General features: G+C 69.6%; 27 protein-coding genes. 9 read left to right on the top strand and 18 right to left on the bottom strand.

What is annotated here, in order from left to right; genetic code table 11:
* From fdhD to IEY36_RS31140, 3 genes are read left to right on the top strand one after another with little or no spacing between them, the layout of a single operon-like run.
* Window positions 1–897: a formate dehydrogenase accessory sulfurtransferase FdhD gene (gene fdhD, locus IEY36_RS22600; RefSeq protein ID WP_188971124.1), complete on the top strand. Its 897-nt coding sequence runs from the start codon at window positions 1–3 to the stop codon at window positions 895–897.
* Window positions 884–1,528, top strand: a complete 645-nt coding sequence (gene mobA, locus IEY36_RS22595) for a molybdenum cofactor guanylyltransferase MobA (protein WP_308423196.1) — start codon at window positions 884–886, stop codon at window positions 1,526–1,528. The genes fdhD and mobA overlap by 14 nt, the downstream gene beginning before the upstream one ends.
* 24 nt (window positions 1,529–1,552) lie before the next feature.
* Window positions 1,553–1,678 carry a hypothetical protein gene (locus tag IEY36_RS31140; RefSeq protein ID WP_268238174.1) on the top strand — a complete coding sequence of 42 codons (126 nt, stop codon included), beginning with the start codon at window positions 1,553–1,555 and terminating at the stop codon, window positions 1,676–1,678.
* Window positions 1,679–1,688: 10 nt separating this feature from the next.
* Here the strand turns inward: IEY36_RS31140 and IEY36_RS22590 are convergent, their stop codons facing one another.
* From IEY36_RS22590 to IEY36_RS22530, 13 genes are all read right to left on the bottom strand, one after another.
* Window positions 1,689–2,045 (bottom strand): hypothetical protein, encoded by a 357-nt coding sequence (locus IEY36_RS22590; protein WP_188971122.1) that lies wholly within the window; start codon window positions 2,043–2,045, stop codon window positions 1,689–1,691.
* A complete protein-coding gene (locus tag IEY36_RS22585; protein ID WP_188971120.1) occupies window positions 2,045–3,295 on the bottom strand; it encodes a molybdopterin molybdotransferase MoeA in 1,251 nt (416 codons plus the stop codon). Before IEY36_RS22585 ends, IEY36_RS22590 begins: the two co-directional genes overlap by 1 nt.
* Window positions 3,296–3,826, bottom strand: coding sequence for a molybdopterin-guanine dinucleotide biosynthesis protein B (gene mobB, locus IEY36_RS22580; protein WP_268238173.1), 531 nt, complete (start codon window positions 3,824–3,826; stop codon window positions 3,296–3,298).
* A gap of 76 nt (window positions 3,827–3,902) precedes the next feature.
* Window positions 3,903–4,895, bottom strand: a complete 993-nt coding sequence (locus tag IEY36_RS22575; RefSeq protein WP_188971116.1) for a formate dehydrogenase subunit gamma — start codon at window positions 4,893–4,895, stop codon at window positions 3,903–3,905.
* 11 nt (window positions 4,896–4,906) lie between these two features.
* Complete coding sequence (gene fdh3B, locus IEY36_RS22570; protein ID WP_188971114.1) at window positions 4,907–5,503, bottom strand: formate dehydrogenase FDH3 subunit beta; 597 nt, start codon at window positions 5,501–5,503, stop codon at window positions 4,907–4,909.
* A gap of 15 nt (window positions 5,504–5,518) precedes the next feature.
* Complete coding sequence (locus IEY36_RS22565) at window positions 5,519–8,455, bottom strand: formate dehydrogenase subunit alpha (protein WP_188971112.1); 2,937 nt, start codon at window positions 8,453–8,455, stop codon at window positions 5,519–5,521.
* 23 nt (window positions 8,456–8,478) lie between these two features.
* Window positions 8,479–8,727, bottom strand: coding sequence for a twin-arginine translocation signal domain-containing protein (locus tag IEY36_RS22560; protein ID WP_188971110.1), 249 nt, complete (start codon window positions 8,725–8,727; stop codon window positions 8,479–8,481).
* A gap of 20 nt (window positions 8,728–8,747) precedes the next feature.
* Complete coding sequence (locus IEY36_RS22555) at window positions 8,748–9,311, bottom strand: TorD/DmsD family molecular chaperone (protein WP_229681503.1); 564 nt, start codon at window positions 9,309–9,311, stop codon at window positions 8,748–8,750.
* 142 nt (window positions 9,312–9,453) lie between these two features.
* Window positions 9,454–10,038 (bottom strand): DUF3306 domain-containing protein, encoded by a 585-nt coding sequence (locus tag IEY36_RS22550; protein ID WP_188971108.1) that lies wholly within the window; start codon window positions 10,036–10,038, stop codon window positions 9,454–9,456.
* Complete coding sequence (locus tag IEY36_RS22545) at window positions 10,035–10,547, bottom strand: DUF3305 domain-containing protein (protein ID WP_188971106.1); 513 nt, start codon at window positions 10,545–10,547, stop codon at window positions 10,035–10,037. The genes IEY36_RS22550 and IEY36_RS22545 overlap by 4 nt, the downstream gene beginning before the upstream one ends.
* Window positions 10,544–11,584: a DUF6352 family protein gene (locus IEY36_RS22540; RefSeq protein ID WP_188971104.1), complete on the bottom strand. Its 1,041-nt coding sequence runs from the start codon at window positions 11,582–11,584 to the stop codon at window positions 10,544–10,546. The genes IEY36_RS22545 and IEY36_RS22540 overlap by 4 nt, the downstream gene beginning before the upstream one ends.
* Window positions 11,581–12,270 (bottom strand): DUF6505 family protein, encoded by a 690-nt coding sequence (locus tag IEY36_RS22535; protein ID WP_229681502.1) that lies wholly within the window; start codon window positions 12,268–12,270, stop codon window positions 11,581–11,583. The genes IEY36_RS22540 and IEY36_RS22535 overlap by 4 nt, the downstream gene beginning before the upstream one ends.
* Window positions 12,267–12,962: a biotin/lipoate--protein ligase family protein gene (locus IEY36_RS22530; RefSeq protein ID WP_188971102.1), complete on the bottom strand. Its 696-nt coding sequence runs from the start codon at window positions 12,960–12,962 to the stop codon at window positions 12,267–12,269. The genes IEY36_RS22535 and IEY36_RS22530 overlap by 4 nt, the downstream gene beginning before the upstream one ends.
* Before the next feature lie 85 nt (window positions 12,963–13,047).
* On the opposite strand from IEY36_RS22530, the gene IEY36_RS22525 reads away from it, so the two are divergent.
* Both IEY36_RS22525 and IEY36_RS22520 read left to right on the top strand, forming a co-directional pair.
* Window positions 13,048–15,093 (top strand): 4Fe-4S dicluster domain-containing protein, encoded by a 2,046-nt coding sequence (locus IEY36_RS22525; protein ID WP_229681501.1) that lies wholly within the window; start codon window positions 13,048–13,050, stop codon window positions 15,091–15,093.
* A gap of 60 nt (window positions 15,094–15,153) precedes the next feature.
* Window positions 15,154–15,705: an EF-hand domain-containing protein gene (locus tag IEY36_RS22520; protein WP_188971100.1), complete on the top strand. Its 552-nt coding sequence runs from the start codon at window positions 15,154–15,156 to the stop codon at window positions 15,703–15,705.
* Between the two features lie 131 nt (window positions 15,706–15,836).
* On the opposite strand, the gene IEY36_RS22515 is transcribed toward IEY36_RS22520, so the two are convergent.
* The 3 genes from IEY36_RS22515 to IEY36_RS22500 form a co-directional block, all read right to left on the bottom strand.
* Window positions 15,837–17,018 (bottom strand): tetratricopeptide repeat protein, encoded by a 1,182-nt coding sequence (locus tag IEY36_RS22515; protein WP_188971098.1) that lies wholly within the window; start codon window positions 17,016–17,018, stop codon window positions 15,837–15,839.
* A 69-nt stretch (window positions 17,019–17,087) separates the two neighbouring features.
* Complete coding sequence (gene aroC / locus IEY36_RS22510; RefSeq protein ID WP_188971096.1) at window positions 17,088–18,194, bottom strand: chorismate synthase; 1,107 nt, start codon at window positions 18,192–18,194, stop codon at window positions 17,088–17,090.
* A gap of 162 nt (window positions 18,195–18,356) precedes the next feature.
* Window positions 18,357–18,974 (bottom strand): TetR/AcrR family transcriptional regulator, encoded by a 618-nt coding sequence (locus tag IEY36_RS22500; RefSeq protein ID WP_188971092.1) that lies wholly within the window; start codon window positions 18,972–18,974, stop codon window positions 18,357–18,359.
* Window positions 18,975–19,098: 124 nt separating this feature from the next.
* On the opposite strand from IEY36_RS22500, the gene IEY36_RS22495 reads away from it, so the two are divergent.
* A complete protein-coding gene (locus tag IEY36_RS22495) occupies window positions 19,099–19,854 on the top strand; it encodes an oxygen-binding di-iron domain-containing protein (RefSeq protein WP_188971090.1) in 756 nt (251 codons plus the stop codon).
* Window positions 19,855–19,882: 28 nt separating this feature from the next.
* Here the strand turns inward: IEY36_RS22495 and IEY36_RS22490 are convergent, their stop codons facing one another.
* A complete protein-coding gene (locus tag IEY36_RS22490) occupies window positions 19,883–20,233 on the bottom strand; it encodes a hypothetical protein (RefSeq protein WP_188971088.1) in 351 nt (116 codons plus the stop codon).
* Window positions 20,234–20,251: 18 nt separating this feature from the next.
* A complete protein-coding gene (fabI, locus tag IEY36_RS22485) occupies window positions 20,252–21,094 on the bottom strand; it encodes an enoyl-ACP reductase FabI (RefSeq protein WP_188971086.1) in 843 nt (280 codons plus the stop codon).
* 129 nt (window positions 21,095–21,223) lie between these two features.
* On the opposite strand from fabI, the gene pdxH reads away from it, so the two are divergent.
* The 3 genes from pdxH (at window position 21,224) to IEY36_RS22470 (ending at window position 24,465) form a co-directional block, all read left to right on the top strand.
* Window positions 21,224–21,817, top strand: a complete 594-nt coding sequence (gene pdxH / locus IEY36_RS22480) for a pyridoxamine 5'-phosphate oxidase (RefSeq protein ID WP_188971084.1) — start codon at window positions 21,224–21,226, stop codon at window positions 21,815–21,817.
* 254 nt (window positions 21,818–22,071) lie between these two features.
* The gene (locus tag IEY36_RS22475) at window positions 22,072–23,535 is read left to right on the top strand and encodes a bifunctional aminoglycoside phosphotransferase/ATP-binding protein (RefSeq protein WP_188971082.1); all 1,464 of its coding nucleotides are present in this window, start codon (window positions 22,072–22,074) and stop codon (window positions 23,533–23,535) included.
* Window positions 23,536–23,586: 51 nt separating this feature from the next.
* On the top strand, window positions 23,587–24,465 hold the full coding sequence (locus tag IEY36_RS22470; protein WP_188971080.1) for a universal stress protein: 879 nt from the start codon (window positions 23,587–23,589) through the stop codon (window positions 24,463–24,465).
* Window positions 24,466–24,537 lie beyond the last annotated feature (72 nt).

Below are 24,537 nucleotides of genomic sequence, written 5' to 3'. Positions count from 1 at the left end.
ATGTCTGACCTTCTCCGCGTCAAGCCGAATCCCGCTGACCCGCGCCTGACGCGCCGCGTCACCGGCATCGACCACACCGGCGCGCCGATCGAGACCGCCGTCACCGTCGAACGGCCGATGACGCTGTTCCTCAACGGGCAGGAGATCGTCACCATGATGACGATCGGCGACCGGCCGGAGGATCTCGCCCTCGGCTACCTGCTGAACCAGGGCATGCTGAAGCCCGATGCGGTGGTGACAGGCGTCGACTACGACGACGACCTCGGCGTGGTCATCGTCCGAACGCCGGAACGCACCGATTTCGAGGAGAAGCTGCGCAAGAAGACGCTGACCTCCGGCTGCGCCCAGGGCACCGCCTTCGGCGACCTGATGGAAGGCTTCGCGCAGGTGTCGCTGCCCAAGGCCGAGCTGCGCACCTCCTGGCTGTATCGCCTGCTGCACCGGATCAACACGCTGCCGACGCTGTATCTCGAAGCCGGCGCCATCCATGGCTGCGCGCTGTGCCTGCGCGACCAGCCGGTCGTCTACATGGAAGATGTCGGCCGCCACAATGCGGTGGACAAGATCGCCGGCTGGATGTTCCGCGAGCGCGAAACGCCGGACGACAAGATCTTCTACACGACCGGCCGGCTGACCTCGGAGATGGTCATCAAGACCGTGCGCATGGGCATCCCGATCCTGGTCTCGCGGTCAGGCTTCACCGCCTGGGGCGTGGAGCTGGCGAAGGAAGCCGGCCTCACCCTGATTGGCCGCTGCAAGGGTCGTCGCTTCGTCGCCCTGGCCGGCACCGAGCGCATCGTCTTCGATGCCGACCTAGCCTACGTCGAAGAGGAATCCGCGAAACACTGGCGCAAGAACAGCGCCGAAGCGATGGCGGCCGGCGATGATGCGTCGTGACACGCTGGGCTGCATCCTCGCCGGCGGGCTGGCACGACGAATGGGCGGCGGCGACAAGCCACTGCGCATGCTCGGCGGCCGGCCGATGCTCGACCACGCGCTTGGCCGGCTCGCCCCGCAGGTTGCCGCGACGGTGCTGAACGCCAATGGCAACGCGGCGCGCTTCGACGCCTATGGCCTGCCGGTGGTGGCGGATGGGCTGCCAGATCATCCGGGGCCGCTGGCGGGCATCCTCGCCGCTCTGGAATGGTGCGTGACGCATCGACCGGAGCTCGACTGGGTCGTGTCCACCCCCGGCGATGCCCCCTTCATCCCGCATGACCTGGTGGCGCGGCTGCATGCCGTGCGCGCCGCTGCCGGCGTGCCACTGGCCTGCGCGCGATCGGACGGCCAGACACACCCGCCGGTCGGGCTGTGGCCCGTCGCGCTGCATATGGAACTGCGCGCGGCACTCCTCGCCGGGGAGCGCAGGATCGACCGCTGGACCGCCCGCTACGGCTGCACCCATGCCGACTGGCCGACCACGCCGATCGACCCCTTCTTCAACGCCAATGCGCCCGAGGACCTTGCCGAGGCGGAACGCCTGCTGCCGCTGTTGCTTTCGGCGGACCGGCCCACCATAGACAGATGAGCGGCCGTTGAAGGAAACGCCTCCATGAAAGCCATGCTGTCGGGCATCGTCGTCGCCATCATCGTCGCGATCGGCGCCGCCTATGTCCTCGACACCGAATTCCAGCGCACTGCCGCGGTCGCCTTCACGACCACCGGCGCGCGCATCTGACGCCCGGGCGTCAGCGCAGCACCTGCGCGATGCCGAGCACAGCCAGCGCCACACCGACCACGCTGCCAAGGCCAGGCCGGCCCGGCATTTCCATGCGGCTTGGCGCGGCAGGATCGTAGAGCAACCTGACCGGTCCCGGCTGCTCGCGTCGCGCGATCATGCGCAGGTCCCGGGTCACGACACTGACCGGCGCGCCGTCCGGCAGCGTGAAGTCGATCCGCCAGGAAGGTCCTGTCTCCGTTGGCAGGAAGGTGATCCGCGCGACGGCACGTCGCCAGCGCAGCCGTCGGTAAACCCCACGCAGATCGCGCCGCAGCAGCACCGCCGCGAGAACCCACAGCAGAAGCCCCGACGTCGCCGCATCCACTACAGCATCCCGGCGAAGGGCATCACCAGCAGGCGGTCGCCGGGGGCGACGGCGATCACTTCCTCGGGCAATTCGGCAAAGCCGTCCGACTGCGTCAGCGAGGAAAGCAACCCGGCCCCCTCGCGCGGGAAATTGCGCGCGATCGTCTCACCGGCCTCGGTGGCCAGCGTGACGCGCACATATTCCCGCCGCCCGGCCTTCTTGCGATAGGCGAAATCGGCCGTCACCGCGAAGCGCGGCATCGGCCGGTCCTCCGCGCCCGCCAGGCGCAGCAGCAGCGGCCGCGCGAGGTGCAGGAAGCACACCACCGCCGCCACCGGGTTGCCGGGCAGGCCAATGACCGGTGTGCCGGCGACCACCCCCATCGCCGCCGGCCGCCCCGGCTTCACCGCCAGGCGCCAGAACACGAGGCGACCGCTGGCCTCGATGGCGGCACGGACATGGTCCTCCTCGCCCGTCGAGACGCCGCCGCTGGTGAGCAGCAGGTCGTGGCTCTTCGCGGCCTCGGCCAGCGCCGCGGCGGTGCGCGCCGGATCATCCGGCAGGATGCCGAGATCGCTCGCCACGCAGGGCAGCCCGCCAAGCAGCGCCAGCAGCGTGAAGCGATTGCTGTCGAAGGTCTGCGCCGGGCCCAAGGCGCCGCCGGGTTCGGCCAATTCGTCGCCGGTCGAGAACACGCCGACGCGCGGCAGTCGCCGCACCGCCACCACCGCCTGGCCGAGCGCCGCGGCGAGCCCCGCCTCGGCCGGGCCGATGAGCCGTCCGGCGGGCAATGCCACCGTGCCACGCGGGACGTCCTCGCCGGCCGGCCGCGCATTGGCCCCCGGCTTGAGGCCGGGCGGCACCAGGATGGCGGGGCCATCGCGCGTCACGTCTTCCTGCATCACGCAGCTATCGGCGCCGGGCGGCATGGGCGCGCCGGTGAAGACGCGCATCGCCTCCCCCGCCGCCACCGGACGCGCGGCAAGATGCCCGGCGGCCACCCGGCCGGCCTCGAGCAGCCGCGTCGGTGCGCCCGGCCGCAGATCGGCATGGCGAAACGCCCAGCCATCCACAGCGGCATTGGTGAAGGGCGGCAGCGGGGTCTCGGCGACGAGGTCGCGCGCCAGCACCCGGCCACGGGCGGCGGTCAGCGCCACCATCGCCTCGCCCTCGGCCGGCGGGATGCGCTCGGCGATCAGCGCCTGCGCCTGTTCCACCGACATCAGTGCGCCGCCAAAGGCGAAGCAGTCGTCACTGAGCTGCGCCACTCAGGCCTCCTGCCGCTGCGTCCAAGCGACGGCGTCGACCGGCTGCGCATGGGCGAGCACCAGCGCGGCGATCGCCTCGATGTCGTCCAGATGCGCGCAGGGCAGGTCGTAGGGTGCGGCGACATCGGCAGCGACGGCGACGATCCCCGGCATCTCCGGCCGCATCCAGGGCTTGGCGTTGGCGGCGCGATGCACCTCGATCTTCGGATGCGCGTCGCGCTTGAAGCCTTCGACGATGATGAGGTCGGCCGGGTCCATCCGCGCGACCAGTTCCGGCAGCGTCGGCTCGCGCGCGGTGCGCAGTTCCGTCATCAGCGCCCAGCGCGCGCCGGAGGCGACCATCACCTGCTGCGCGCCAGCCTTTCGGTGTTCCCAGGAATCCTTGCCCGGCACATCCACATCGAAGCGGTGATGCGCGTGCTTGAGCGTGGAGACGGCGAGCCCGCGCCCGATCAGGCAGGGCAGCAGCTTCACCATCAAGGTCGTCTTGCCCGCCCCGCTCCAGCCGGCGAGGCCGATGATGCGTGTCACGTCCGCTCCCCGAAATGCGACGGGCGCATGACTATCGCCATGCGCCCGTCCCATGTGCGTCCCCGGCGGCGCGCGGTCAATCGGCGCCGGCCGCCTTGGCGGTGTCCGGCGGGGTGGCGGCGCGCCCCTTGGCCAGTTCCTCCGCGACCCAGAGGTTGTGGTGCTGCTTCGCCCAATTGAGGTCCACCTGGCCAGTCGTCATCGCCTCGACCGCACCATCCATGCCGAGCGTGCCGATGTAGATATGCGCCAACATGACCGCGATCAGCAGCACCGCGGTGATGCTGTGGATCATGTGGCTGAGCTGCATGCCGGTCACATCGGTGAAGACGAAGGGGAAGATCAGCATGTAGCCGGTGACCGCCACCGCCGCGCCGCCGAGCACGGTGATCCAGAAGATTCCCTTCTGCCCGGCATTGAAGCGGCCGCTGTCAGGTTCGCCATGACCAACGAGGCCACCGCCGGCCTTCAGCCAGCGGATGTCGGTGCCGTTCGGGATGTTGTCCTTCACCCAGATCAGCAGCATCAGCACCAGGCCGAGCGTGAACGGAAAGGCGAGGAAGTTGTGCGCGTACTTGCCCCAGTGGCTGACCTCTGTGAAGGCTTCCGGCCCCATCAGCGGCAGGAGGACATGCCGGCCGAAGGTGAGGTTGAGACCCGACAGCGCCAGCACGATGAAGCAGGACGCCACCATCCAGTGATTGGCACGCTCGAAGGCGTTGAAGCGCAGGATCGTGCGGCCGGAACGCCCGCCCTCGATCGGGATGCGCCCGCGCACCAGGAAGAACACGGACAGCAGCGCCAGCATGCCCAGCACCGCGATCCCGCCCACCCAGGCCAGCGTCACATTGTGGAATTCGCGCCATTTGCGCCCCTCCGGCTGGATCAGGTTGGCGGCGCGCTGGTCGGGGATAGTGATGCGGCCATGCACGGTCTCGCCGCGCAGCAGCGCCTGCACGGCGCGTTCGTCGGCGAGCGACGGCGATGCCGTCGTACCCTGCGCCATCGCCGGCACGGCGCCGAGGCCGAGCACGAGGATGGCCAGCAAGGCGAGGATGCGGATCATCATCTCAACACTCCTCAGATCGCGACGGATTCGCGGTAGGCGGTCAGCCAGCCCCAGGCACCCGAGCCGTAGCCGCGCTTCTGCACGCGCTCACGGTAGATCTGCGCGATCACCTCGCCATCCCCGGCGAGCAGCGCCTTGGTCGAGCACATCTCGGCGCAGAGCGGCAGCTTGCCTTCCGCGAGGCGGTTCGCCCCGTACTGGATGTATTCCGCCTCGCTGAGATCCTCCTGCGGGCCGCCGGCGCAGAAGGTGCATTTGTCCATCTTGCCGCGGCTGCCGAAATTGCCGAGGCGCGGATATTGCGGCGCCGCGAAGGGGCAGGCGTAGAAGCAATAGCCGCAGCCGATGCACAGATCCTTGTCGTGCAGCACCACCGCATCGGCGGTGGTGTAGAAGCACGAGACCGGACAGACCGCCGCGCAGGGCGCATCCGTGCAGTGCATGCAGGCCATCGAGACCGAGCGCTCCCCGGCCTTGCCGTCATTCAGCGTGACGACGCGGCGGCGGTTAATGCCCCAGGGCACCTCGTTCTCGTTCTTGCAGGCGGTGACGCAGGCGTTGCATTCGATGCAGCGGTCGGAGTCGAGCAGGAACTTCATGCGAGCCATGGTGATGCTCCTCCCTTACGCCGCGCGGATCTGACAGAGGGTGACCTTGGCTTCCTGCATGAAGGTCACCGGGTCATAGCCATAGGTCGTGATCGCATTCACCGATTCACCAAGCACGATCGGGTCCGCCCCCTGCGGATACTTGCTGCGCTGGTCCTCCTGCATGAACCAGCCGGCGAAGTGGAAGGGCATGAAGGCGACACCGGGGCCGACGCGTTCGGTCACCAGCGCCTTCATCCTCGTCGCCTTGCCCTGCGGCATCTCCGGCCCGTTCACCAGCACCCAGGAACCGTCCCGGATGTTGCGGGCCGAGGCGTCGCGCGGGTTGATCTCGACGAACATGTCCTGCTGCAGTTCGGCGAGCCATGGGTTCGACCGCGTCTCCTCGCCGCCGCCCTCGTATTCGACGAGGCGGCCGGAGGTGAGGATGATCGGGAAGTTCGGCGCTAGGTCCTTCGCCCGGTTCTGCACCGACTGCCCCAGATGCGGCAGGCGGAAGGCGCGCCGGTCCGGCAGCGTCGGATACTGTGCGATCAGGTCGGTGCGCGGCGTGTAGATCGGTTCGCGATGCACCGGGATCGGGTCGGGCAGGTTCCACGCATTGGCGCGCGCCTTGGCGTTGCCATAGGCCATCACGCCATGGTCCATCGTCACCCGGATGATGCCCATGGACAGGTCGGTCGCCCAGGAGGCGGACCCGCCCTGCGCCTGGATGGAGGCCTTCTCCGCCGCGGTGAGTTCGGCATCCCAACCGAGCCGCGCCATCACCGCCGTGGTGAATTCCGGATAGCCGTCCGTCAGTTCCGAGCCCTGCGAATAGGACCCGTCGGCCAGCAGCGACACGCCGTTGCGCTCGACGCCGAAGCGCGCGCGGAAGGTGCCGCCACCCTGCTTCACATGCAGGTTCGTATTGTACAGGATGTGGGTCCCCGGATGCCGCCATTCCGGCTTGCCCCAACAGGGCCAGGGCAGACCGTAGAAGTCACCGCGGATGCTCTCCGGCGCGTCGTCCCTGGCGCGCAGCGTCACCAGGTCGAACTTGTCCTGGTGCTGCATGTGCAGCTTCATCCGTTCCGGCGATTGGCCAGTATAGCCGGTCGAGATGGCGCCGCGGTTGATCTCGCGCAGGATGCTCTCGGGCGTCGGCCGGTTGTCGATGACCTCAAGGGGCGCGAAGATTTCGGCCTGCATGCGGAAGGTCATGTTCCGCTTCGCCGCCGCCGCGTCGATCGCCCCGCACAGGCGATACATCGCCTCGTAGTCATCCTTGCTCTCGAAGATCGGGTTGACGACCTTGAAGCCCCACTGGATCGACCGGTTTGATGAAGTTCGGGTGCCCTCGGTCTCGAACTGCGAACAGATGGGAAGCAGGTACGTGTTGTCCTTGCGTTCCGACATCACCGCGAAGCTGGTCGGATGCGGATCCGCAACCACCAGCAGATCGAGCTTCTCCAACCCCTTCACCGCTTCCGGCATGCGGGTGACGGTGTTGCCGCCATGGCCGAACACCACCATCGCCTTCAGGTTGTCGCGCTGGGCGAGGCCGGTCTGCGCATTCACCGGCATCGTCACCGCGTCGAAATACCGCGTGGTGGGGATGCCGGGCGTCTCCATCATAGTCTGGCTGTCGAAGCGCGCGACCATGCTTTCGTAGGACACGCCCCACACGCGCGACCAGTGCCGCCACGCATTGGCATCGAGGCCGTAATAGGCCGGCAGCGACGTCACATCGAGGCCGAAATCCGTCGCCCCCTGCACGTTGCAGTGGCCGCGGAAGATGTTCGCCCCGGCCCCGGCGCTGCCGACATTGCCAGTCGCCAACAGCAGGATCGAATAGGCGCGCACATTGGCGGTGCCGACGGTCTTCTGCGTCGCCCCCATGCACCAGATCAGTGTCGAGGGCTTCTGCGTAGCGAACAACTCGGCGACCTTGCGCATCTGCGCCTCGGGCACGCCGGCGACGCGCTCGACCTCGGCCGGCGTCCACTTCGCCACCTCGGCGCGGACCTCGTCCATGCCGTAGACGCGCTGGCGGATGAAGTCCTTGTCCTCCCAGTTGTTCTGGAAGATGTGCCACAGCAGGCCCCAGATGATCGGGATGTCGGTGCCCGGGCGGATGCGCACATATTCGGTCGCATGCGCCGCCGTGCGCGTGAAGCGCGGGTCGATGACGATCAGGTTGGCGCGGTTCTGTTCCTTGCCCGACAGCACATGCTGCAGGCTGACCGGATGCGCCTCCGCCGGGTTGCCGCCCATGATGATCATGGTCTTGGCGTTGCGGATGTCGTTGTAGCTGTTCGTCATCGCGCCGTAGCCCCAGGTATTGGCGACGCCGGCGACGGTGGTGGAATGACAGATGCGCGCCTGGTGATCGACGCTGTTGGTGCCCCAGAAGGCAGCCATCTTGCGATAGAGGTAGGACCCCTCGTTCGAGAATTTCGCGCTGCCCAGCCAGAACACGCTATCGGGGCCCGAGGCCTGGCGCACCGCCATCAGCTTGTCGGCGATCTCGGTGAGCGCGGCGTCCCACGACATCCGCTGCCACTGCCCGCCCACCAGCTTCATCGGATATTTCGTGCGCCGCTGGCCGTGCACGATCTCGCGCACCGAAGCGCCCTTGGCGCAATGCGTGCCGCGGTTGATCGGGCTGTCCCAACTCGGTTCCTGGCCGACCCAGACGCCGTTCTGCACTTCGGCCGTCACCGTGCAGCCCACCGAGCAATGGGTGCAGATGTTCTTCACCCGCGTCACCGGCTCGGCATGGTTGACCGGCCCGGCGGCGGCCGGGCGCATCGTGGTCAGCGGTATCGCGCCGAGCGCGGAAAGCCCGACGCCGGTCACGCCCGCCTGCTTGAGGAAGGCGCGGCGATCGAGCCCACCAGAGGACAGCCCGGCATAGGCCGCCGCGAGGCGCTGCCGCCCGGCGCGCGCTTCGGAACGCTTGATCAGCATGACGCTTCGCTCCCTGGCCTGATTCAGCCGCCGTAGCGGTTGGTGCGATAGAAGGCCTGCACATCCGCGCTGTTGGCCTGGTAGCGCGCCTTCACGCGTTCGGCTTGGTCCTCCTTGCGCGCGATGCCGGTCGGGACGGAATCGGCCCGCTGCGGGTCGTAGGTGCCGGCCGCCTCGGCAATGCCGGCGGTCGCCGCTACGGCTGCGCCGCCCAGGCCCAGCGCCTTCAGGAAACCGCGCCGTTCGGCGACGTCCTTGTCCTTCGTGCTCATCTCACCCTGCTCCCAGAATGTCATGCGGGCAGCTCGATGGCCGCCTGCTCGATCTCGATGGCGGTGCGGCCGAGCCGCCCGACCGCGCGGTAGAATCGCGCCACCTCCGCCTTTTCGAGATCGGTGAAGAATCGCCCGGCCCATGGCCGGATATGCTTGTCGAAGAAGCCCTCGGCGGCCGGCGCGCCGCCGGCGAAACTGCCCGCCAGCAGCCCGGCATAGACCTCGCACACCGAGGCAATGTGGTCTTCCGGGTCGGAAGTCCCCGCGGCGCGTTCCAGCCCGAGCCGCGCCAACTCGCCACGCAACTCCGCGAGCGGCCGCTCATGCAGGAATCCGGTGAGGTAGTAGGACGCGTAGGGCAGCAATTCGCCACCGCCGAGCCCGATGAACAGGTTGTGGAATTCGCGCTCCGTCGAGACGCTGTCGGCCACCGTGGCGGCGGCGGCGAGCCCGCCATAGGCCTCGCCAAGCGCGGTGCGGCCGCCCTGCAGGCCCGCCAGGGCATCAATCAGCAGGGCGTCTGGCGCAGCGACCAGGAGGCGCCCGAGCAGCGCGAAAAGGCGCGCACGCTCCGTCGTCATGGCCTGCTCATCGGCGTCACGGATGCCCTGGACGGACATGCTGACCTTCAACTCCCCGGTCACATGATTTCCGACTAGAATACTCTGAAAATGGGTTGCAAAACAACACTTTGAAATCATTGCGAGTTGTTGCGAATTTCTCTTAACTTGGCAGGGCCGATCCATGCCGGCGCGTGGCCGGCATCGCCATGACGTCCTCCGCCAAGGGCCTCTCGGCCGCCACGACGGGTGCTGGCGGAACCGCCGCCTCCTCCGGTGCCGATACGCACGGCTGCTCGGCCTCGGGCGCGGCAGCCTCGGCCATCGGCCGGGTCGCGACCGCCTCCTCCGGCGCCGGCCCAAAGGCCTGGGCAAGCATCTCCCGAAGATTGCCGGTCAGGTTCAGCGACGCCCCCGGCACGCCATCCACGGCATTGTAGTCCCAGGCGTAATCGGCCGGCCCGACGAAGTCGCGAATGGCGGGGTCGAGCGTCCAGGCGCGCCGCAGCGCCGCGCGTTGCAGCACCGCCGGCACGCCCTTGCGCAGGAAGGCGGTGATGTCGCTCTCGAGCGTCAGGCTCTCGATCGGCGGCAGGGTCGCGAGGTCGAGCGGCAGTTCCTCGGCCACCGGCACCGCGGCGGGGACGGCCGGCACCGCTTCCGGCGCGGCCGGTTCCTCGGCGGGCAGCCCGGCCTCAACCGCGCGCTTGCGGCGTGACCAGCGGGAGAAGAAGCCTTCCTCGCTCATCCTTCCTCCAGCCGCGATCGGCGGCCGAGTGAATCGGTATCCGCACGGTCGCGCTTGCGCTTGTGGAATTCACGTTGCTTGTGGTGTTCGGCGACGAAGCGTTCGACGACCAGCCGCAACCGAGGCGAGAGCGGCAAGGCTTCCAGCAGGTCGCTGCCGGATTCGGCGTAGAGCTGCGCCTCCCCCGCATCGACCGTGACCGTCTGCAGGCGGAAACCCGGCGCGTCATCGACCGGCCGCAACACGACCCAAACGCAGGGTGAAGCCTGCTGCAGGTTGTGGATGTAGTTATCGGTATCGGTCGGGTGCAGCGCGAGATCGGCGCTGCCGGCGAAGAACAGCGTGCGGCCGGATTCCTCGCGCAGCACGGTCCAGGGCGGGAGGTCCGGCGCCTCCTCCAGCACCTCCCGCGCCAACCAGGCATGATCCGCCCAGGCCGTCACGCCGGGACGGCGTTCCGCCACCACGCCGACGGGGATGCGGATGGTGCCTGGCACTTCCAGCATCATGCCGCATCCTCCCGCGCTCGCAGCGGCAGGCCGGCGACCAGGTTCTGCGGCTTCATGCGCAACCGCTTCGCCGCATCCATCGCCAGCGCCAGGTACACCGGCCGCCCGGCAACGCGCGGCAGCACGCGCGACGTATCGGCGAAGTCCAGCACGCCGAGCCAGATGATGCGCGCCAGCCTCTCCTGCCGCACCTTCTTGCCGAGCCAGAGGTCGTTGGCGATCGCGCTCGCCTCGGCATCGAGGCCGACATGCCAGGTCCAGTTGGCATCCTCGATGACCGGCACGGCACGGATCGTCACCACCTCGCCGAACAGGTGGCGGATGAAGCGCTCCAGTGCGCGGGCGATGCCGCGCTGCCCGTCGCGCCCCTCGGCGATGTCGAGGGCGAGATCATGCGCATCCGACCGTCCGCGATAGAGATGCGCGTTGGTCTCGCCCAACACGTCCAGTTCGACCTCGCGCGGCGGCGCGCCAGCCTCGGTCAGCAATTGCCCGAGCGTGCCGAAACCGCCGTCGCGGCCCCGCATCTCGACGACCTCCTCATCCGCCAGCAGCATCGCGCCCTGGTGGATGGCGACGCGCTGCGGGCGGTAGAGCAACTCGCCGGCGCGCAGCGCATAGGGGTCGCCCTCGCCTTCCAGCGCGGCGCGGGCGACGAGGTGGGTGAGCATCTGCAACAGGATCGGCGGGATGCCCGACACACCCTCGCGATACAGCGCGATCCAGGCGCCCTCGAGCGAGGGTTCGGCGATGACGCGGTCGCGGAAGGCGAGGAACTGGCCGACATTCTCCCGCGCATCGGCATCGGCCAGGGCCGCCACCCGTGCGGCCGCGACCGCCTGGACGGGATCGTCCATCAACGCGGCATGCAGGGCGCGCTCGGCGTCGCAGGCCTCCTCGGGCGGGATGAGTTCCGGCCGGGCGAGGAAGGCGCGCCACAGATCCGCCGTCGCCGCCAGGCGGCCGTGCTCGACCAGGTCACACAGATGATGGCCGGAGGCGACCCAGAAATCGCCGGGAGAAAGCAGGCCGTTCATTCGGCACCTTTGGGCTCGTGCATCCGATTCAACTCTCCGGTGCCCGGGGCCTGCGGCGCCTCCGCCCTCCGACCATCGGCAGCTTCGGAACGGCGCATCCGATTCATCTCTCCGGTGCCCGGGGCCTGCGCCCCGGAAGCATCGGATGCGCGGGCCATGCGCGCGAGATCGGGACGGATCGGTTCCTCCTCCTCGCCCTCGACGGAGACGGCGGCGAAGACCGGCATCGTCTCCAGGCTGCGCTGATGCGGCGCACGTTCATGCAGGGTGCGGAACCGCTCGCGCACGTCGCCGCCCTCGACGCTGCGCGTGAGGGCAAGCAGCGTGCCGGGCGGATGCTCGCACAGCGTCTCGGCGAAGGCGATCTCCTCCTCGGCCGCCGCCCGCGCCGTGGCATCGTCGGGCGCGCCAAAGGCGCCGCACAGATGCGCCGCCAACGCCGCGACGGCCGCCTCGCGCTGCGCCGCGCTGGCCTCCACCACCTCGACCAGGGTGGACCAGCCGAAGGAGGAAAGCCCCAGGAAGCCGGCGCGGAAGGCCTGGCGCCGATGGCCGTCCATCGCCATGACATCGTCGTGCCAGAAACAGAACCCGCCGGGCACCGCCCATTCGCCAGGCTCGGCGGCGCGCGGGAACACCACGGCGTCAGAGGGGTCGAGCCGGATGGTGCGCGGCAGTCGCGTCATGCCGCCACCGCCTGCGCCAGCGCGATGCGTTCCCGGGCGCCGTCGCGCTGGATCAGCAAATCGCCGGTCGTCGGGTCGATGCCGCGCACCGCACCCTGCGCCAGTGTCGGGTCAAGCCGCGCCAGGTAGCGTTCCGCCACCAGCCGGAAGCCGCCCGCCTGCCAATCCGCCAGCGTCGCCATGAGATGCCGTGCCCAGCTTGCGGTCAGTTCGGCCGGGGTGGTGTCGTCATAGCCTTCCTCCAGGAGGGTGGTGCGGTCCGGGTCGAGCCCCTGCTCCACCCTCGCGCCGGCGGCGAAAGCGAGTTCGATGCCCACCACCAGCCAGTCCGGCACGGCATCCTCGGCACAACCGGGCGGGGCGGCAATGCGCGCGAGGCCGACCACACCGCCATTCAGCCGGATGGTCGCCGGCCAGTCGAAGGTCATCGCCTGCTCGGGCGGGCCATAGGCGCCGATCGCATCGACCGCCGCCGTCGCCGCCGCCAGCAATGCCGGGCGCGCGGCGGCCAGCGTCTGCTCGGGTTCGAGCACCACCGCCGCCTCGACCCGCGCCCAGGAGCGCACCCAGGCCAGCGCGCCGGCGCCATGCTCAGGCGCCATCGCCACGGCGCGCGTCATCGCGTCGCCGCCCTCGCGCAGCGCGAGGATGGGGGTGAAGACGCTCGGCAGGTCTGGCAAGGCCTCGGACACCGCGCTCCCTCGCAACATGGTTACCCTGGGCATATATGCGCAGGGCTGCTCCGGTCCAGCAGGGGCACGCGCAAGGGAGTGTCAATTGACGCGCAAGACCGACGAGCGGATCGCGCTGGTGTGCAGTTGCGAAGACAGCATGCGCCTCGACGAGAAGGCCATCGCGCGCGGCTGTGGGGCCGAATTGCGCACTGCCGAGCAGCTTTGCATGGCGCAGCTCGACCGCTTCATGGCGGCGCTCGGCACCGGCAGGCCGCTGACCGTCGCCTGCACCGCCCAGGCGCCGCTGTTCGCCCAGGAGGCCGAGCAGGCCGGCGCGCCGGCACCGACCTTCGTCAACATCCGCGAACAGGCCGGCTGGGCCGCCGAAGGCCGCGCCGCCGGGGCGAAGATGGCCGCGCTGCTCGCCGCTGCCGCCGAACCGATGCCTGCGACGCCGCTGGTGACGCTGGAAAGCCGGGGCGTGACGCTGCTGCTTGGCCGCGACGGCGTGGCGCTGGACGCCGCGGCGCGGCTGCAGGACCGACTCGACCTGACCGTGCTGCTGACCGGGGCGGAGGACGTCACCCCGGCCGCCACCGCGCCCTTCCCGGTGATGAAGGGGCGGGCGCGCGCCGCCACAGGCTGGCTCGGTGCCTTCGAGGTCACGGTCGATGGCGCCGCGCTGCCGCGCCCCTCCTCACGCGCCCGGTATGAATGGGCGCCGGGCAAGAATGGCGCGACCAGCCGCGCGGACATCGTGCTCGACCTGACCGGCAACCCGCCGCTGTTCCCGGCGCATGAGGTGCGCCAGGGCTATCTGCGCGCCGACCCGGCGGATGCCGCCGCGGTCGAACGCGCCATCGCCAAGGCCGCAGAGCTGGTCGGCACCTTCGACAAGCCGCGCTTCATCGCCTTCGACGGCGCGCTGTGCGCCCATGCGCGCAACAAGCGGAACGGCTGCACGCGCTGCATTGATTTGTGTCCGACCGAGGCGATCACCTCGGGGACCGGGCCGCTCAAGGATCAGGTCGTCATCAGCGCCGAGATCTGCGCCGGCTGCGGCGCCTGCGCCGCGGTCTGCCCGACCGGGGCGGCGACCTACACCCTGCCGCCGCCCGCTGCCCTGGCGCGACGGCTGCGGCGTCTGCTGCTCGCCTATCGCGAGGCGGGCGGCGAGGCGCCGGTCGTGCTGTTCCATGACGCGGCGCAGGGCGACCCCTTGCTCGACGCGCTGGCCCGGCATGGCGACGGGTTGCCGGCACGCGTGCTGCCGATCGCGGTGAACGAGCCGACCGCGCTCGACCTCTCGCTGATCGCCGGCGCCTTCGCCTGGGGGGCGAGTGCCCTGCGCGTACTGCTGCCGGGCCGGCCCGGGCATGGCGCCGAGGGGCTGCGGCGGAACCTCGACTACGCCAATGCTGCGCTGGACGGGATGGGGCTTGGCCACGCCACGCTCCGCGCGCGAGCGATCGAGACCGACGACCCCTTCAGCCTTGGCGACGCGCTGGCCGCCCTGCCCCACGCGGCCTTCGGCTTCGCGCCTTCCAGCCACCAGGCGGCCGGCACGCCGCGCGAGATGGCGTTGCAGGCCCTCCGCGGCCTGCGCGCCGCCGCCGCCGCGCCGGTCGAGACTGTGGCGATGCCGGCGCTCGCGCCGTTCGGCCTGGCGCGGGTCGCGACGGCGGGCTGCACGCTGTGCCTGGCCTGCACCTCGGTCTGCCCGACCTCGGCCTTCAGCGCCAATCCCGAGACGCCGCAACTGCGCTTCCTCGAGGATGCCTGCGTGCAATGCGGGCTGTGTGCGGCGACCTGCCCGGAGAAGGTGATCACCCTCGAACCCCGGCTGAACTTCAGCGAGGCCGCCGCCGCGCCGCAGGTGGTCAAGCAGGAGGAACCGGCCGCCTGCGCGCAATGCGGCAAGCTGTTCGGCACCAAGGCCTCGATCGCGCGGGTCAAGGCGAAGCTCGCCGCGCATTGGATGTTCACCGACCCGGCGCGGATGGCGATCCTGGAACTCTGCGAGGATTGCCGCGTCGCCGAGGCGACCAGCGGGCGCATCGACCCCTATGCCGGGCCGGCACGGCCGGCGACCAGGACAACCGAGGACTACCTGCGCGAGGCCGAGCGGGCGAAGCCGAAGGAGCCGTAGCCCCAGGCGTTGGCATGCTTCCTGCGCAGCCGCCGACCGCCTCGCCGGGCATCGCGCCCGATGCGGGCCGTCATCGGCATCCCGCCCCTGGCGAACCGCAGCGAGGATCCCATGTCGATCTCCTCCATCGGCCGCAGCAATGCCGCCAGCATGATGCAACAGATGCGCGAACGCATGTTCACGCAGGCTGATTCCGACCAAAGCGGCGGACTCTCCCTCGATGAGTTCAAGGCGGCGGCGAAACAGGGCGGCCCGCCACCTGGTGGGCCCCCACCAGGCGGGGCGGCAGGATCTGCCCAGGGGTCGGCCAATGCTGCCGGCACCGTGGCAAGCTCCGCCTTGGATTCGGTGTTCAACGCGCTCGACACGGATGGCGATGGCACCGTCAGCCAGGCCGAGTTGTCGGCGCGCGAGAGCCAAGGCGGCCATGGCGCGGTCAGCAGCGACGGTATGCCGGCGCTGCTCTCGGCGCAGGAAGAGTCCAGCACCGATACGACCGAGCGCAACGGCAGCGACCTCGGCCAGGCGATCGACCAGATGATCCGCAAGCTGGTCGAAGCCTATAGCAGCCAGAACAGCGGCCAATCGACCGCCACCAACGTCTCCGCCTGACCCGCCCCGCCGGCCGGTCGCCAAAACGGCGCTGAACCGGGCGGGTCTGTTACTTTACGATTTTAGGTACGAACAGGCTTGAGAAGCTGGCGTCTCGTTCGCTGGCGTCTCGTTCTATGCTTATATACCTATCATAAACCGGAATCCGACGCCAGTCCCGATGCCTCCTTGCCAACAGGCTCAAGGGTCTCACTCACCGAGGGCGCCGCATTCGCCAGAGCGCCGCGCTGACTGTCGGAGACCTGCGCTGGCAAGACCCTTCCCCGCGCCGAAGCAATCAACCGACGCAACGCCATCCGCGCGCGATAATCCTCCTGCCTGGCCAGCAGCGCGCGCAACGTCGCTATCGCGGCCTTGGTATCGCCCATGGCGTCCGTGCAACGTGCCATCATGATCTCTGCATCATGGCGGTTTCGCTGCTTCTCATCCTTCCGATCGGTGATCGACCGGGCAAGGCGTGCCGCCCTGTCGAAGTCGCCGGCCCGAAAGCGGACCTCCGCTTCAGCCATGACGACCTCGACGGTGTCCGGCGCGAAGCTCGACGCCTTCGTCACTGCCGCAAGACCAATCCGCCAGGGCGTCCGGGGCGCCCGCGCGACGGCAGTGAGATAGCCCGGATCGTCCTTCCGACATCGCATCAGCGGCGCGAGTTCATGCAAAGCCGGCGGCTGAGCGTGGACCGCCCGGAATATCGTCTTCACCGCGCCAAGGCGCGCCAGCCTTTCCGCGGCGTGATGGCCAAGAAAGGGGGCAAGCACCATTCGGGTCCGCGGGCTCGCGAGCCGCAGCGCATGTCGTTGGTCGTTTCGCGCGAAGGGATCGAAGACCAGGATGGCCTGCCCGGCGTCCACGATCGACGTTGCTGCATCACCCCACGGCCCGCTCCAATCTTGCCGCGAGCCTTCGGGATAGCGCCGATCCCACGGCACCAGCTCAGGCGATAGCGTCGATTGTGGCGCATAGGCCAGGACAGTGCTGCCAGGTACGATCGCGGAAAATGCGCAGGCAGCGTAGCCACCCATGGAGACGCCATAGAAGCTGTGCGCATCGAATTCGCGGGAGATTGCGGCAAAGCCGCCGGCACCGAACCAATCGAGCAGGTCGGCGCCGCGATACCAGTCATTCCGTCGCGGGGTGACACACAGCGCACCCATGCCCAGGCTCCGGACGAAGCGCGCACCCCAGGCAGAATCGGGGTGGCCCGGGCGGATGCCCATCGGTGGAAAAAGCAGGACGAGACGGGAACTGCCCTGAGGGACAAAGAGGTCAATCGTATAGCCCGGAAGCTCGATGCGTTCGGCGCGATCAGACATCCATGCCTCGGGCCAAAGCGCTGTTGGGCAGGTCGCTGCCGGTCGCCTGCATGCCCTCGCCCCGCCCTCTCAGTTCCGCGGCAGCCGCGCCACGGAGGGCGCATCGGGGTTCTGCGCCCGGTGGCGCAGCAGTTGGTCGGCCAGCACGATGGCCAGCATGGCCTCGCCCACCGGCACCGCGCGGATGCCGACGCAGGGGTCGTGGCGGCCCTTGGTCTGCACCTCGACCTCCCGCCCCTGGCGATCCACCGAGGCGCGCGGCGTCAGGATGGAACTGGTCGGCTTCACCGCGAAACGGGCGACCACTGGCTGGCCGGTGCTGATGCCGCCGAGGATGCCGCCGGCATGGTTGGACTGGAAGGCCACCGTGCCGTCGGGGTTCATGCGCATCTCGTCGGCATTGCCCTCGCCGGTCAGGGCGGCGGCGGCGAAACCATCGCCGATCTCGACGCCCTTCACGGCGTTGATGGACATCAGCGCGGCGGCGATCTCGGCGTCGAGCTTGCCGTAGATCGGCGCGCCGAGGCCCGGCGGCAGCCCTTCGGCGACGACTTCGATGACGGCGCCGACGGAATTGCCGGATTTGCGGAGTTCCAGCAGGCGCTGTTCCCAGCGCGCGGCGGCGGCGCGGTCGGGACAGAAGAAGGCGTTCTCATCGACGGCCGACCAGTCCCAGGCGGCGCGATCCACCTGGTCCTCGCCGACCTGCACCAGCGCGGCGCGGATGCGGACGTCCGGACCGAGGACGCGGCGCGCCACGGCGCCGGCGGCGACGCGCATCGCCGTCTCCCGCGCGCTCGACCGCCCGCCGCCGCGATAGTCGCGGATGCCGTATTTCAGGTCGTAGGTAATGTCGGCATGGCCGGGGCGGTAGCGTTCGGCGATCTCCGAGTAATCCTTCGACCGCTGGTCGGTATTCTCGATGTGCAGGGCGATCGGGGTGCCGGTGGTCAGGCCGTCGAAGACGCCCGAGAGGATGCGGACCTGGTCGGCTTCCTGGCGCTGCGTCACGAATTTCGACTGGCCGGGGCGGCGGCGGTCGAGGAAGGGCTGGATGTCGGCCTCGGTCAGGGCCAGGCGCGGCGGGACGCCATCGACCACGCAGCCAATGGCCGGGCCGTGGGATTCACCCCAGGTGGTGACGCGGAAGAGGTGGCCGATGGTGTTGTGGGACATGGGGGGCCTAGTGCGTGATGGCCAAGGGCCGGGACGGCCCGGCGGCGGCGGCGGCGGCGGCGGCGGCGGCGGCGGCGGCGAGCGCCGGCAGCGCCTTCCCCGTCGGGACGTCAAGGCGGCGGCAATGTTGGTTGCGATGCGGAAGGGACATGGCCTGCGGCATTAGAGCAGTTCGCGCGGTGGCGGGAGGGGGCCACACCTGCCCTGCGTGTCGGACCCGGCCGAAGCCTGGATCGCCCGGATCGCTGCCTCGACCACCTGCCCGGGTCCGAGCGCGCTGTCGCGGGACAGGCTGCGCCAGGCGGCAAAGCCCAGCATCACACGAAGCACCGCGCGCGGCAGGGGGCCGAACGGCGCCCCGAGCGTCTCCTCCCAACGCCGCATCGTCGGGCCGAGCCTGAGCTCGGTGACCTCCCGGGTCGGAGCGTGGACCTCGGCGTCGCGCAGCACGCAGGCGGCGAGCTGCTCGTTGCGCCGGTACCAGCCATAGATCGCGCCAAGGCCGGCCCGAAGGCGATCCGGACCTTCGGGCCAGGCGACAGGTTCCGGGGGCGGATCGCGTTCCGTGGCGAGGCCCGAGCAGGCCAGCAGAAGGCTCCGTTCATCGGGGAAATGGGCATAGAGCGTGTGGCGTTGAACGCCCGCGCGCTCGGCGACCAGGCTGAGCGGCGTTCGTGCCGGGCCGAGGCTGCCATGCAGGGCGACGGCGGCCTCGACGATACGCAGGCGGGTTTCAGCCTGGCGTTCCGCGCGGCGCTTCAGGGTGTAGGTTCGGGGCATGTGATTTTCGTTACACAGAACAGTGCATTCAATGTTGATCGCGGAACATTTTTAGGGAACATTATCGTGCAGTCAAATCAATAGTGCCTGCCGGCATGCCTCGCCAGAACCCAGGGAGGACATCATGGAAGCCAACATCGACGAGATCGCGGAGGGCATCTATCGCCTGTCAGTCCATGTGCCGGACATCGCGCCGCCGACCGGTTTCACATTCAATCACTTCCTGCTGCGCGGTGAGGAGCCGCTGCTGTTCCACACCGGCCTGCGACGGATGTTCCCCATCGTCCGTGACGCCGTGGCGCGGCTGATCCCGCCGGACACGCTGCGCTGGATTGCCTTCGGCCATTACGAAGCCGACGAGTGCGGCGCGATGAACGAATGGCTGGCGGTGGCGGCGCAGGCCCAGGTGGCGCACGGCCAGACCGGATGCATGGTGTCGCTGAACGACATGGCCGACCGCCCGCCGCGTGTCCTCGAGGACGGCGCGCGGATCGACCTCGGGCGCGGTCTGTCTGTGCGATACGTCGATACGCCGCATATCCCGCATGGCTGGGATGCCGGCGTGCTGATGGAGGAAGGCACCGGGACCTTGCTTTGCGGTGACCTTTTCACCCAGCTCGGGGGCGGCGCGGCGCTGACCACCGGTGATATCGTCGGCCCGGCCATCGCGGCCGAGGACCTGTTCCATTTCTCCAGCCTGCATCCGGGCATGGGCGCCACCATCCGCCGGCTGGCCGGGCTCGCGCCAGACAGGCTGGCGCTGATGCACGGCCCTGCCTTCGAGGGCGACGGCGCGTCGGCGCTGCGCGCCCTCGCCGATGATTACGAGCGGCGCATCGCCGCCACAGTTGCTGGCCTGGCCAGGCCAGCAGCGACTTAGCCGGGGTGGTGCGCCGCACGCGGCGGCATCACCGGTCCATCCGCGGCGCGCCGCGATAGGTGCAGGTGGCGAAGACCGTGGTGACCTCGCCCGGCGGCTGGCCGGGTTCGGGGGGGCGCATCTCGATCACGCGCTCAACCATGATGGGGCGGGCCATGTCGCAATAGCGCGCGGCCAGGGCGCTGACCGGTTGGCCGGCATCGGTGCGGTACACGATGGCATCGCCGCACCGGCAGCGGATGCGCAGGCGCTGTTCGGCCTCTTCCTCGCTGACGCGCACGGCCTCGGGGCCGGTGGTGCGGATGGCGACCCAGCAGCGGCCTTCATACGTCAGTTGGGCGCGAGCGGCGCCCGGCACCAGCAGCGTGGCGCCAAACAACGCGGCGCCACCTCCGCCTCACCCCTTCTCGACCGTGATATCCGGCGCGTCGGGGTTTTTCATGCCCACGATGTGGTAGCCGGAATCGACGTGGTGGACCTCGCCCGTCACGCCGGCCGCGAGGTCGGAGAGCAGGTACATGCCCGAGCCGCCGACTTCCTCGATCGTCACGTTGCGCCGCAGCGGGGAATTGTACTGGTTCCAGCGCAGGATATAGCGGAAGTCACCGATGCCGCTCGCCGCCAGCGTCTTGATCGGCCCGGCGGAGATCGCGTTCACCCGGATGCCGCGCTCGCCGAGGTCGGTCGCCATGTAGCGGACGGAAGCCTCCAGCGCCGCCTTGGCCACACCCATCACGTTATAATGCGGCGTGACACGTTCGGCCCCGAGATAGGACAGCGTCAGCATCGAGGCGCCCTCGGACATCAGCGCCGCCGCCCGCTGGCCCACCGCGACGAAGGAGAAGCAGGAGATATCCATCGCCTGCAGGAAGGCCGCGCGCGGCGTGTCGAGATACCGTCCGCGCAGGAACTGCTTGTCGGCATAGCCGATGGCATGGACCAGGAAGTCGATCTTGCCCCATTCCTTGGCGATCGTCTCGAAGGCCGCGTCCATGGACGCGTCATCCGACACGTCGCAGGGCAGCATGAGGGTGGAGCCGATGCTGGCCGCCAGCGGCCGGACGCGCTTCTCGAGCGCCTCGCCCTGGTAGGTGAAGGCAATCTCGCCCCCCTGCGCCGCGATGGCTCGCGCGATGCCCCAGGCAATGGAGCGGTCATTCGCCACACCCATGATCACGCCCCGCTTGCCCTGCATCAGGGTGCCGGTGGCGATCCGGGGCTCTGGCGTGGCGTCATTCATCACAATTGGGGCCCGTCTGGTTGCTGGCAGGGATCGGTGGTGCCATGGCCTCGGGGCAGGAGCAAGTGCTTCCACCCCCTTGCGGCCCTGGCGCGCGGGCCGATACAGGCAGGTGAAGGAGTACCCCCGATGAGCGGCAGCGCCACCACCGACGACCCGATCGCCCTGTTCGAAGCCTGGATGGCCGAGGCCGCCGTGTCGGAGCCGAGCGACCCCAACGCGGTGTGCCTGGCCACCGCCACGCCGGATGGCGTGCCCTCGGCACGCATGGTGCTGCTCAAGGGCGTCGATGCGCGGGGCTTCGTGTTTTACACCAACCTCGAAAGCCGCAAGGGTGGGGAACTCGCCGCCAACCCCAATGCGGCGCTGTGTTTCCACTGGAAGTCGCTGGCCCGGTCGGTGCGCGTCGAGGGCGCGGTCGAGGCGGTGAGCGATGCCGAGGCGGACGCCTATTATGCCTCGCGCGCGCGGACCTCGCGGCTGGGGGCCTGGGCGTCGAAGCAATCGCGGCCACTCGAATCGCGCTTCGCGCTGGAGAAGGCGGTGGCGGAATACGGGCTGAAATACGCGATCGGGGAGATCCCGCGGCCGGGCTTCTGGTCGGGGTTCCGCGTGCTGCCACGGCGGATCGAATTGTGGCGGGACATGCCGTTCCGGCTGCATGAGCGGCGCGTCTTTCATCGTGTAGGCGATGGGTGGCGGATCGAGACGCTGTATCCGTGATTAAGCAGGAGGGGATTTGCGCCTCCTGACCACCCCACCAAAGGCCTAAGGGCCTTTGGAAACCTCCTTTTGGCGTTGGGCATGAGGGCCGGAATGGATCGCCGCAGCGTGCAACGCGCACAGAAGCGGGTCTCGACGCCGGTCCCGGCCGTCGAGCGCGGTACCAAACGATGCCGTCCCAAAGGCCGCTGGCCTTTGGTGGGGTGCCATGGAGGGGCCGCGCCCCTCCAACCTTCCTTGTCTGCGCCACGCCCATGATCCCTACCCCTCAGGCCGAGGCGGCCGCCTTCCTCGCCCGCCTCTCCGGCGCGACGCCGGTCGAGACGCACATCTCCGCCGTCTATGTCGGCCGCGACACCGCCTGGAAGATGAAGAAGGCAGTCGCGCTGGGCTTTCTCGACTTCACCAGGCTTGAGGATCGCGAGCGCTTCTGCCGGCGCGAACTGGACCTCAACCGTCCGCATGCGCCGGCGATCTACCGCGATGTGGTGCCCATCACGCGCGGGCCGGATGGCGCGTTGCGCGAGGGGGGCGACGGGCCGGCGGTGGAATGGGTGCTGCGCATGGCGCCCATCCCGGCCGGACAGTTCCTCGATCAGGTGACGCCCGATGCGGCGCTGCTCGATGCCATGGCCGATGCGGTGGCGGTGATGCATGGGGCGGCAGAACGCGCCGAAGTCGACACGCCGGCGGTGATGCGGGCGATCCTCGATGGCAATGTGCCCTCGGCGCTGCACGCCGGCATCCCGCAAGCGCGGGTCGAGGCCTGGGCGACGGCGGCGCGGGTGGAACTGGCGCGCCTCGCGCCGGTGCTGGCGAGACGGGGGGCGCGGGGCTTCGTGCGGCGCTGCCATGGCGACCTGCATCTGGGCAATCTGTGCCTGTGGGAGGGCCGGCCGACGCTGTTCGACGCGCTCGAATTCGACGAGACGCTGGCGCGCATCGATGTTGGATACGACCTCGCCTTCCTGTTGATGGACCTTGATCTGAGGCACGGGCGCGCGGCGGCGAACCGGGTGCTGAACCGCTATGTCGCGCGGACCGGCGATGCCGGGATCGTCGCCGGGCTGCCTTTCTGGCTGTCGATGCGGGCGATGATCCGCGCCCATGTCGAGGCGGCGCGCGGGCGTGACTGGGGCGTTCTGTTGACGGCGGCGGAGGCGCATCTGCGCCCGGCGCCCGCACGGCTGGTGGCGATCGGCGGCTTGCAGGGGACGGGCAAGTCGACGCTGGCGCGCGCGCTGGCGCCGGATCTCGGCCGCTGCCCCGGCGCCCTGGTGTTGCGTACGGATGAGGCGCGCAAGCGCCGTTTCGGGGTGGCCCCGGAACACCGGCTGCCGCCGGAGGCGTATGACGAATCGGTCAGCCGGGACGTGCATGCCGAGGTCTTCGCCATGGCGGCGGTGGCGCTCTCGGCGGGCCAGGCGGCGGTGCTCGATGCCGCCTTCCTCGACCCGGTGCAGCGGGCGGCGGCGGAAGCCGTGGCGCGCGAGGCAGGGCAGGACTTTGACGGCATCTGGCTGGAGGCGCCGCTCGATGTGTTGCGCGCGCGCATCGCGGGCCGGCGCGGCGATGCCTCGGATGCGACGGAAGCCGTGTTGCTGCGGGCGGCGGCGGTCGATCCGGGGCCGATCACCTGGCATCGCGTGACGGCGGATGACGGCGCCGTCATGGCCGCGCGCGTAGGCCTTGGCATGGATGGCGGTTCCGTGTGCTAGTGTAGTCCCTCGACAAGCTGTGTTCGCAGCGAGGAAGGGGAGCTTCACATCATGGCCTATCGCCGCCTGCTGCTGCCGCTGACAGGGACCGCCGCCGGGGAAGCCGCGCTGGCGACCGCGCTGATCGCCGCGCGCGTCTGGTCCGCGCATGTCCATTGCCTGCATGTCCGCGTCGATGCGCGCGATGTCGCGCCGTTGGCGGGCGAAGGCCTGTCGGGCGCGATGATCGAGGAGATGATGGCCGCGACCGAACGCGAGAGCGGCGAGCGCGCCGATCGCGTGAAGACGCTATTCGACAAGTTCACCTCCGGCCTCGGCGGCGTGACGCTGGCGGACAATCCCGACACCGCGGCGAAGACGGGGGGGCCGACGCTGTCCTTCGAATCCATCGCGGGGCGCGAGGAGGACATCGTCGCGCAGCAGTCGCGGCTGTACGATCTGGCGGTGGTGCCGCATCCGGAGGCGGGCGAGGATGTCTCCTCCTCGGATGCGCTGCACGCCATCCTGTTCGATTCCGGCCGGCCAGTGCTGATCGCGCCACGCGTGGCACCGATCGACATTGGCACGCGCGTCTGCGTCGCCTGGAACGGCACGGCGGAGAGCGCGGCGGCGGTCGCGGCCGCCCTGCCCTGGCTGCACAAGGCCTCGGCGGTGCAGATCCTGTGCTCGGAGGAATATCAGCGGCGCGGGCCGAAGGCCGAAGGGCTGCAGGCCTATCTGCGCTGGCATTCGATCCCGGCCGAGGTCGTCGTCTTCAAGCCGCAGACGCGCGAAGTGGGCGCCGGGCTGCTCGGCGCGGCGCGCGATTTCGGCGCCGACCTGCTGACCATGGGGGCCTATTCGCATTCGCGGCTGCGCCAGCTGATCCTCGGCGGCGTGACGCGGCATGTGCTGGAGAATGCCGAGATCCCGGTGCTGATGTGCCGCTGAGGCGGCGCGCCACCGTTCGCTGACCGGTCGCGGCGGTTCCGCAAGGGCCGCCGCGATCATCGCCGCCAATGG

The sequence above is a fragment of the Neoroseomonas lacus genome (assembly GCF_014644535.1).
GTDB lineage: Bacteria > Pseudomonadota > Alphaproteobacteria > Acetobacterales > Acetobacteraceae > Neoroseomonas > Neoroseomonas lacus.
Note: the sequence above shows the minus strand (reverse complement) of the source record. Positions and strands in the feature narration are given on the sequence as shown.